The sequence below is a fragment of the uncultured Thiodictyon sp. genome (assembly GCA_903837595.1).
In the GTDB taxonomy this organism is placed as follows: Bacteria; Pseudomonadota; Gammaproteobacteria; order Chromatiales; family Chromatiaceae; genus Thiodictyon.
In genome coordinates this window covers 1-8,823 of record CAILVI010000069.1, presented here as the reverse complement: position 1 = coordinate 8,823, position 8,823 = coordinate 1, and the positions used below count along the sequence as shown (strand labels likewise).

At 66.2% G+C, this 8,823-nt stretch carries 8 protein-coding genes and 1 pseudogene; 6 read left to right on the top strand and 3 right to left on the bottom strand.

Annotated elements, in window-relative coordinates:
- Positions 1 to 415: 415 nt before the first annotated feature.
- Positions 416 to 985: pseudogene (locus QZY44_RS03840) on the bottom strand (transposase); the annotation flags it as partial.
- 928 nt (positions 986 to 1,913) lie between these two features.
- Between QZY44_RS03840 and QZY44_RS03835 the strand changes: the two are divergent.
- Positions 1,914 to 2,534: a hypothetical protein gene (locus tag QZY44_RS03835; protein WP_295442486.1), complete on the top strand. Its 621-nt coding sequence runs from the start codon at positions 1,914 to 1,916 to the stop codon at positions 2,532 to 2,534.
- 129 nt (positions 2,535 to 2,663) lie between these two features.
- Here the strand turns inward: QZY44_RS03835 and QZY44_RS03830 are convergent, their stop codons facing one another.
- A complete protein-coding gene (locus QZY44_RS03830) occupies positions 2,664 to 3,059 on the bottom strand; it encodes a hypothetical protein (protein ID WP_295442483.1) in 396 nt (131 codons plus the stop codon).
- On the opposite strand from QZY44_RS03830, the gene QZY44_RS03825 reads away from it, so the two are divergent.
- The 3 genes from QZY44_RS03825 to QZY44_RS03815 all read left to right on the top strand — a co-directional run bounded on the left by QZY44_RS03825 (position 3,043) and on the right by QZY44_RS03815 (position 5,828).
- The gene (locus QZY44_RS03825; RefSeq protein WP_295442480.1) at positions 3,043 to 4,971 is read left to right on the top strand and encodes a hypothetical protein; all 1,929 of its coding nucleotides are present in this window, start codon (positions 3,043 to 3,045) and stop codon (positions 4,969 to 4,971) included. The two genes, QZY44_RS03830 and QZY44_RS03825, sit on opposite strands and share 17 nt — an antisense overlap.
- Positions 4,972 to 5,184: 213 nt before the next feature.
- Entirely contained in the window at positions 5,185 to 5,445 is a 261-nt protein-coding gene (locus QZY44_RS03820; protein ID WP_295442478.1) for a type II toxin-antitoxin system VapB family antitoxin, read from the top strand.
- The gene (locus QZY44_RS03815; protein WP_295442475.1) at positions 5,439 to 5,828 is read left to right on the top strand and encodes a type II toxin-antitoxin system VapC family toxin; all 390 of its coding nucleotides are present in this window, start codon (positions 5,439 to 5,441) and stop codon (positions 5,826 to 5,828) included. Before QZY44_RS03820 ends, QZY44_RS03815 begins: the two co-directional genes overlap by 7 nt.
- Before the next feature lie 134 nt (positions 5,829 to 5,962).
- Here the strand turns inward: QZY44_RS03815 and QZY44_RS03810 are convergent, their stop codons facing one another.
- A complete protein-coding gene (locus tag QZY44_RS03810) occupies positions 5,963 to 6,847 on the bottom strand; it encodes a phosphoribosylaminoimidazolesuccinocarboxamide synthase (RefSeq protein WP_295442473.1) in 885 nt (294 codons plus the stop codon).
- Positions 6,848 to 7,013: 166 nt separating this feature from the next.
- Between QZY44_RS03810 and QZY44_RS03805 the strand changes: the two genes are divergently transcribed.
- A complete protein-coding gene (locus QZY44_RS03805; protein ID WP_295442469.1) occupies positions 7,014 to 7,400 on the top strand; it encodes a Rid family detoxifying hydrolase in 387 nt (128 codons plus the stop codon).
- A gap of 97 nt (positions 7,401 to 7,497) precedes the next feature.
- Positions 7,498 to 8,616 carry a lytic murein transglycosylase B gene (mltB, locus tag QZY44_RS03800; protein ID WP_295442466.1) on the top strand — a complete coding sequence of 373 codons (1,119 nt, stop codon included), beginning with the start codon at positions 7,498 to 7,500 and terminating at the stop codon, positions 8,614 to 8,616.
- Positions 8,617 to 8,823: the final 207 nt, after the last annotated feature.

Here is an 8,823-nt window from a genome sequence, read left to right as displayed (position 1 = left end):
GGCGGGGGACCGAAGCGCTTTATACCCAGGCCGCCGAGCATTGTCCAGAGTCGAGGGCAACCGTAGGTTCAAACAGCGAATTTTAGCTAGCCCGGTTCCGCCCTGTGGAATCTCGTCTCGCTCCTCCCCCTTCTTGGGTGACCGCAGGGCCGGCCGGCAGCCGGCCGGTCGCCAATCATTCAAGATTTGCTGTTGTTGCGCCGCAGGCGTTCTCAGCCAGCGACGTGGCCCGCGCGGCGCAGTGTGGGCAAAGGGTGAATGGATCATGCTGATAGGCGTGGGTTGGGTACCACCTGACATCACTGCATCGCGGAGCTGGCCTTTATCTTCAGGCAGGGATTGGCGCTTGCGATGCCCGCTGGGGGATTGTCTCAAGCACCGCCGGTCATATAGTTCTGCAAGATGATCTGCTGCCAGGGGTCGTCCACGTCAGTTCCGCCAGCCAATTCTCGTGCGCCGCCGTCCAGCGCGTCTTGCCGCCCGTCCAGTGATACCCGTGACGCAGCAGGAAGGCGTTGAGCGGCTGGCGGGCCTGGCGCTCTTGCCCTTTCAGGTCATCGCGCGCCCGGCTGAGATCGCAATCGCGCATCCGCTCCTGCTCGGGGACCCATACCGCCGTGAGATCGCCGTTACGCAGTAGCCGCGCCAACTTCAACGCATCGCGCCGGTCGGTCTTGATGCGCTCACCCGGCGCGCGTGGAATCTTCGACGGTGCCACCACTTGGCAGTCGTGGCCGCTGGCGATGAGCTGGCGATAGAGCACGTAACCGCACGGACCCGCTTCGTAGCAAAACAGCAGCATCTGCCCGCCATATGCCTCGCCCAGCTTCGCCAGCAGCTTCGCGACCTTCTTCGGCGTGTTGGCGATCTCGCTGTGATAGACCGGGTCCCCGCGCCCCGGCTCGGCGACCGCCACGGCGATCGTGTCCTTGTGTACGTCCAAGCCCACGTAGGCCGCATGCCGCTCCGGTTGACCACTCCGCATCACGGCCGCCAACGCCGAGGCCGTCTCCACCCGATGTTCCGCTGCGGTAAACTCTGTCATGACCTGCCCCCTCAATGTGGCTCTGTGTCGATGGGTGCTAAATGTGTCCGTCCCCAACATAATCCACGCAAGGTTGAGGACGGGCAGGTCAGAACATCATGTCTTCAGCCTTGGTCCTGTCCATCCAAGGCTGAAGCCTTGGACTCCAGTCCCTGGCTGGCGCCTTCCAACGTTCCCAGGGCGCGGACGAGACAGTCCGTGGTCCGGAAATGCCCCCGGCATACGCCTATTCCGGGCGCCGGCGCGCCCCCCGCGTCTCCGACGGGATCGATGGGAGATCCGGGGGAGTGTCTCAAGGCTCAGGGGGTATGCCGGAAGCGACTGGGGGTCTCCCCGATTCCACCAGCGGTGTGGATCAAGATTGCCGGGTTAACCCCGAAAACGAAGGGGAGATTCCCATAGCTGCAGGGGCTTTCCTCGATGCCATTGGGGGCGTCCCCGAGTACTTCGGGGGCGTTCTCTGAACAATTTTTCGAATATCGAAAGTGACTCTAGAAACAGCGCCTTGAAACGGTATAGAATCATCGTTCAGGTCGGGGGCGTTCCCGGAGGCTCTGAGCGCATCCCCGACCTCTCTGGGGAGATGCCAGGCGTCTCCGGGGATATTCTCAAATGCGCCGGGGTTACCTTAGAACGTTGCGAGGGTATCCCCTAGTGACATCGAGTGCTTCCCGGTTCATCTGGGGGTCTTCTCGGATACCTTTCAGGTATCCCCGTATCTTGCGGGGGCGATCTTGATGCCCAAGGGGGCGAGGACGACCGATCGCGCGGTGCCATCCGGAGCAAGGTTGGCGAGCTGCGGCCGTCCGCTTGTCTCAGCGAACGCGTTCCACGTCACATCATTGAACCCGTCAGGAGTGAACCGAAGATGCGCAAAGACGATTTCATCCCCGCGGCGGACGCTGACTTGTTGGCGTTGCTCAATCGCGCCCTGCGCGAACTCAGCGCCGATCTCGCGGCTCATGGATTGACCCAGGAGGATGCCGCCGAACTGAAGGATGTGACTGACGACTTTGATGCCGACACGTCCGCGGCCTTCGCTGTGGCCGCCGAAGCCAAGGCCGCCACGACCCGCAAGAACCAGAGCAGGAAACGGGCCGAGGCGGTGCTCCGCCGGCTGTCGCGCCAGATTAAGGCGCGCCGCGGCTACACCGCGTCAGTGGGTATCGGCCTGGGGATCGTGGCCCCGAAGCACAGCTTTGATCTCGCGACGGCCAAGCCCCAGTTGACGGCCATTGATCAGACCGGTGGAGCGGTCCAACTAACCTTCGTTAAGTATAAGACGCATGGGATCAATATCTACTGCAAACGCGAAGGGGATAGCGATTGGGTCCTGCTGGGTCGCGCCATGTTCTCCCCCTTCCTGGACAACCGCCGGCTGCTTCAGATCGGCAAGGCCGAGCTACGCCGCTACACGGCGGTCTATGTGTACAAAGACCAGCAGGTCGGGCAATTCAGCAATGAGGTCGAGATCAGCTGCGCGCCGTAGGGTGGATAAGCGAAGCGTATCCACCACATCGCCGGCGCCGCGGATCAGTGGATGCGGCGCGCCTCGGCGCCGTGCACAGCCCGCGGCCCCGCGCGGCGCGCCGTATCCACCCTACGGGACTGTTCCATGTCAGTGACCGGCCTGAAGCCGATAAACCGTGAACCCGAACCAGAGCCACAGGGCAACGGCGACGGCGGCTGCCGCGAACACGCTGAGTCTGGCGAGGATGGACCACCATGTCTCGTGACCCTCGTGGTGGACCCGCCAGGGCCGCAGCCCCACCATGGCGACGCCGCCGCCCAGGAGCGGCGCGGCGAGGACGCCCCAGCGTCCGTAGCCGTGGTCAAAGTGACTGTCGGCGATGAGGTTCGCCAGCTCCGTCGCATAGAAGGAGACGAGGAAGACCTCTAGCCACTCGACCTTGCGCTGCTCCGGGCTGCCCGACGACCCGGCCCCGGCCGGTAAGGCCGAGGAATTCCGCGCCCTGCTGGCCGCCGACGGCCAGGGCTTGAGCCGCATCGCCACCCTGCTGTGGGAACCCGACCGGGTCCCGCTGGTCCTGCTGCTCGACCAGGCCGAGGAACTGTTCAGCCTGTGCCCGGACGCCGCCGAGCAGGGCCGCTTTCTGGACAACCTGCTCGCCGCCGTCACCGACCCGACGCCCCACCTCTATCTGCTGCTGACCCTGCGCAGCGACTTCCTGGGCGAGACCCAGCGTTTCCCCGCCTTCAACACCCTGCTCACCCGCCAGGCGCGCCTGGTCCCGGTGCTGGACGAGCCCGGGCTGCGCCTGGCCGGCCAGCCGCTGGACGCGGCGGCGGTGCAACTGCTGCTGGAGGAGCAGAGCGCCGGCCGCGAGGGCGCCCTGCCGCTGCTGCAATATGCACTGACCGAGGTCTGGCGCGGGCTCCAGGCCGGCCAACCGGCCGCGCAGACCCTGAACGCCTGCGGCGGCGTGGGCGGGGCCTTGGCCGGGCGCGCCCAGCAGGTCTATGCCGCCCTCACCCCGGCCGCTCAGGCGGTGGCCCGCCGCTGCCTGCTGCGGCTGGTACAACTGGGCGAGGGCGGCCCGGACACCCGCCGCCGGGCCGTGCTGGACGACCTGCTGGCCGAGGGCGAGACGCGGGCCGACCTGCTCGCCACGCTACGCCGCTTTGCCGCCGCCGATGCCCGTTTCCTCACCTTCTGGCGGGGCGACGACGGCCGCGAGCAGGTCGAGATCACCCACGATGCACTCATCGCCCACTGGGGCACCCTGCGCGACTGGCTGGCCGCCGACCGCGACGACCTGCGCCTGGCCGCCCGACTGGAGGCGGCGGCCAAGCACTGGCAGGTGCAGGGCGAGGCCGCGGGGCTCCTGTGGCGCCGGCCGGACTTGGACCTGCTGCGCCGCTATGCCGGGCGCCACGGCACCGAACTGACCGCGCTGCAGGGGCGCTTCTATCGCGCCGCCGGCCGCCGGGAACGGCGCGAGCGACTCGTCAAGGGTGGGGCGCTGCTGTTGACCCTCATCGCGCTCGGGGCGGCCTGGTGGGCGTACCGGGCCGAGCGCGTGGCGACCCTGACGCGGGGACAGGCGGAGGATCTGATCAACTACAGGCTGTTCGACCTGCGCGACCAGCTCCAACCCATCGGCCGGCTGCAACTCCTCGACGGGGTGTCGCACAAGGCGGCGGAGTATTTTGAGCGGCTGCCGGCCGATCGGGTATTCGCGGACAGCGAGTGCAAGCGCGGGGCGGCGTTCCTCAATGGCGGCAATGTGCGCCAGGCCCAGGGGGACCTCGCCGGGGCGCGTGAGTCGTTTGAACAGGAATTGGCCATCGCCCTGCCGCTCTTTGCCCGGACCCAGGCCGCGGAGGCGCCACGCTTTCTCGGCGCCGTTTACAACCATCTGATGGCCATCTGTGTCGCTCAGGACGATCCCCAGGCGGCGCTCCCATACCAACGCGACTCAGTGGCACAGATGCGCAAGACCGCCAATCAATCCGCTCTGGCAAAATCGCTCTTGGCGCTATATTTCATTGAAGACCATGTGGGCGACAATCAGGCTGCCCTCTCTACGACCACTGAGGCGCTCGCCATCGCGCATGACATCTACCAGCGTCAACCGGATGACGCCAGCCGGCCAATGCTGGTCCAGACTCTCGGGAACCGCTCGTTCGCCCTGCGCCTCGACCGCCAATACCGAGAGGCCATCGCCGCCGCGGAAGAGGCCCTGGCGCTCGATCCAACCCAGGTCTGGATCATGACCAACCAGGCTCATGGTTATCTGCTCTCCGGCCAGTTCGATCAGGCCGAGGCCATCTATGTGGGCGCACGCGCGCGAACCGTTGAACGACGGGCGGACCTTTGCGGCGGGGGTCCTCGACGACTTCGCCAAACTGCGCCAGCGCGGCATCGACCACCCCGACATGAAACGGATCGAGGCGCTGCTTAAGGCCGGCGAGAAAGCGGCGGCACCGACCGGCAAACCCAAGCCCCCGGTGGGAGCGGCCCCCGGACGATGAAGGGCGCACGTGGGAGCGGTTTCAGCCGCGACGAGGCCACGGCAGCACGCGAGATCGCGTCGCGGCTGAAGCCGCTCCCACCGGGCGGCGATGATATAGTCTTCCGGACTTTCGATCATTGGTAAGAGCAACAGGAGAAACAAATGGCCATTGTGATCGACGATCTTCAGATGGAGCGCCTGGCGGAACAGATTGCGCGCCTGGAAGGGGTATCCGTCACCGAGGTGGTGCGCGAAAGCCTGCTGTCTCTGGCCGGTCTGCGGGGCCTGGGTGCCCGCAAGCCGGCGCTGCGCGAACGCCTGGCCGCCCTGGCCCTTGAGGTGGATGCCGTGCCCCCGCGCATGCCGCCCGACACCCGCAGTGCCAATGAAATCCTCGGCTATGATGAGCACGGCGTATGGTGATCGACACCTCCGCCATACTGGCGTGGCTGAAACAGGAGCCGGAGCGAGGGCGGATTGTTGTTGCGCTGGAGGCGCAGCCAATCTGTCGGATCTCGGCGGTCAGCCTGTTGGAAGCCCAGATCGTGGTGCGGGCCCGCGAGCACCCCGCCATGCTGGTCAAGCTGGCGCGCTTTCTGGAAGAAATAGACGCCGTGGTCATGCCCTTCGACGCGCAGCAGGCGCGCCTTGCCGACCTCGCGTTCCAACGCTACGGCAAGGGCCAAGGCCACCCGGCTCAGCTCAATCTGGGTGATTGTGCGGTCTACGCACTGGCCAAGGCGCTCGGGGAGCCCTTGCTGTTCGTCGGCAATGATTTCAGCCGAACGGATATTGAGCAATGCTGATTCCCTGACGCCTATGCGCCCCGAGTGTGGAACTCCGGTCGGCATCGTAGGATGGGCAAAGCGCAGCGTGCCCATCCTCCCAGCTCCGGCGCTGGGGCGCGTAGGGGCGGGTTTGAAACCCGCCCCTACAGGCGTCAGACGCCGGTCAGCCGCTCCTCCGCCTCACGATACTTGGCCGCGGTGCGTTCGATGATGTCTTGCGGCAGGTTCGGCCCGGGGGCGGTCTTGTCCCAGTACAGGGTCTCCAGATAATCGCGCACGAACTGCTTGTCGAAGCTCGGGGGGCTGAAGCCGGGGCAGTATTGGTCGGCGGGCCAGAAGCGCGACGAGTCGGGGGTCAGCACCTCGTCGATCAGGTGCAGGCGGCCCTGGTCGTCCAGGCCGAACTCGAACTTGGTGTCGGCGATGATAATGCCGCGGCCCAGGGCATAGGCGGCACTCTCCCGATAGATCCGCAGGCTCGCATCCCGCACCTCGCCCGCCAGTTCGGCGCCCAAGAGGCGGATGACGTGGGCGAAGTCGACGTTCTCGTCGTGGGTGCCGAGCTCCGCCTTGGTCGAGGGGGTGAAGATGGGCTCAGGCAGCGGGTCCGCCTGGCGCAGCCCCGCCGGCAACGCGATGCCGCAGATGGCGCCGCTCGCCTGATAGTCCTTCCAGCCCGAGCCGATCACATAGCCGCGCACGATGGCCTCGACCGGCAGGGGCTTGAGCCGGCGCACGACCTGTGCGCGCTCCCCCAGTTGCGCGCGCTCCGCCGGGTCGGTCACGACCTGCTCCAGCGGGATGCCACTCAACTGATTGGGGATGAGCCCCGCGGTGCGGGCGAACCAAAAGTTCGACACCCGGGTCAGGACCTCGCCCTTGCCCGGGATCGGTTGCGGCAGCACCACGTCGAAGGCGGACAAGCGGTCGGTGGTCACCACCAGCAGGTGGTCGGTGCCGACGGCATAGAGGTCCCGGACCTTGCCCCGGCCGATCAGCGGCAGGCCCCGGAGGTTGGATTCAAAGAGTGCGGACATGGGTGCTCCCCGGTCGAATGGGCCGACAGTATATCGGCTTGCGGGCAGGCGCGGGCCGCTGGACGGGTGATTTGCATTCCACGGGGGATGTCTTAACATCTGGACCAGGTCCCCGGCTGTACAGCGTGCGGGGTCTTTCCTGCCCACACCAACGCGGACTAACCCGATGCCCAGACAGATCATCAGTACCGACCAGGCCCCCCGTGCCATCGGGACCTATTCCCAGGCGGTCCGGGTGGGGGATACCGTGTATCTCTCAGGTCAGATCCCCCTGGTACCGGAGACCATGGCCCTAGTGGAGGGCGATATGGCGGCACAGGTCCGGCAGGTGTTCTGCAATCTGTCCGCGGTGGCGGCAGCGGCGGGTGGGGGCCTGGCTGACGTGGCGAAGCTCAACGTGTTTCTGACCGATCTAACCCATTTTCCCCTGGTCAATCAGGTCATGGCCGAGTTTTTTGCCGAGCCCTACCCGGCGCGGGCGGCGGTCGGGGTGGCGGCCTTGCCCAAGGGCGCCGCGGTGGAGATGGATGCGATACTGGTGCTGGGCGGCTGAAGTGTGCTAAGTCCTTCGAAACTCAGCTCTTGGCTTGCATTCCTCAGAGGATGGCTTACCATCCCGGCCTCGTCCTAACCAACCTCCGTGGTGTTTTGTGCGCGCTATCCTGTCCCGCTCCCAGTCACTGCTTCCGCTCCTGTTGGTCCTGTCGCTGGTCGGTTGCGGCTCCAACCCTACACGCGAGGACGGCGGCAAGGCCCCTGAACGTTCTGCCCATGGCGGGTATGGGACCAGCAGTTCGGCGACCTTCGCCGACAACCCGGCCGCGCTGCGCTTCGCCCAGACGATGCAGCAGCGCCATGGCTACGATGCGCAGGCGGTGATGGACATCCTGTCGCGCGCCCACCGCGAGTCCTGGATCATCGCGCAGATGGACAAGCAGGCGGACCACGGCCCGCGCCGCAGCAGCGCGCCGTCCGCGCCCACCGGGGCCTGGCTGCGCTACCGGGCTAAGTTCGTCACCGCGGACAACATCGACAAGGGCGTGGCCTTCTGGCAGCAGTATCGCGGTGAGTTGCAGCGGGCCTCGGCCACCTATGGGGTGCCGCCGGAGATCATCGTCGGCATCATCGGCGTGGAGACGCGCTGGGGCCGGATCATGGGTAAGACCCGCATCATCGACGCGCTGGCCACCCTGTCATTTGCCTACCCGCGCCGGGCGGACTACTTCAGTACCGAGCTGGAGGCCTTCCTGTTGATGACCCGGGAGGAGGGGATCGACCCCTTCCAACCGACCGGCTCCTTCGCCGGGGCCATGGGTTACGGGCAGTTCATGCCCTCGAGCATCCGCCAGTATGGGGTGGACTTCAACGGCGACCACCACCGCACCCTGTGGCATCCGGTCGACGCTATCGGCAGCGTTGCCAACTATTTCAAGGGACATGGTTGGCGCACTGGGGAGCCGGTGGTGGTGCGGGCGAGTGCCGGACCGGCGGCCGGGTCACTCCAGGCCGGGTTCGACACCAGCTATTCGCTCGCGACCCTGGCGGGCGCCGGGATCACCCCGGCCGGGTCCTTGGGTGGGGCAGGCACGGTGAGCCTGCTCAAGTTCGACGTGGGCACTGGCTACGACTATTGGTTGGGGTTGCACAATTTCTATGTGATCACCCGCTATAACCACAGCACCTACTATGCGATGGCGGTCTATCAACTCGGCAGCGCGGTCAAGGCGCGACTCGGCGGTGGTGACGTCCGGGTGGCCGGGTTGCCCTGACGCCATCGCCCGGCCGTTTCCGTAGGGCGGGCACGCAGAGCGTGCCCACGAGTCGCCGTGCGTGCCCACCCGATGGCACTTAGGCTGCAATCGGGCGACGGGAAGGTTATGAGGACAACCATCGTGAAAAGAATCCTGCATCAGTACCCGTTGCGGTCTCGCGGAGGAGTTCAAGGCGCTGCTCGTGCGTCGCGGACGTAAACGTGC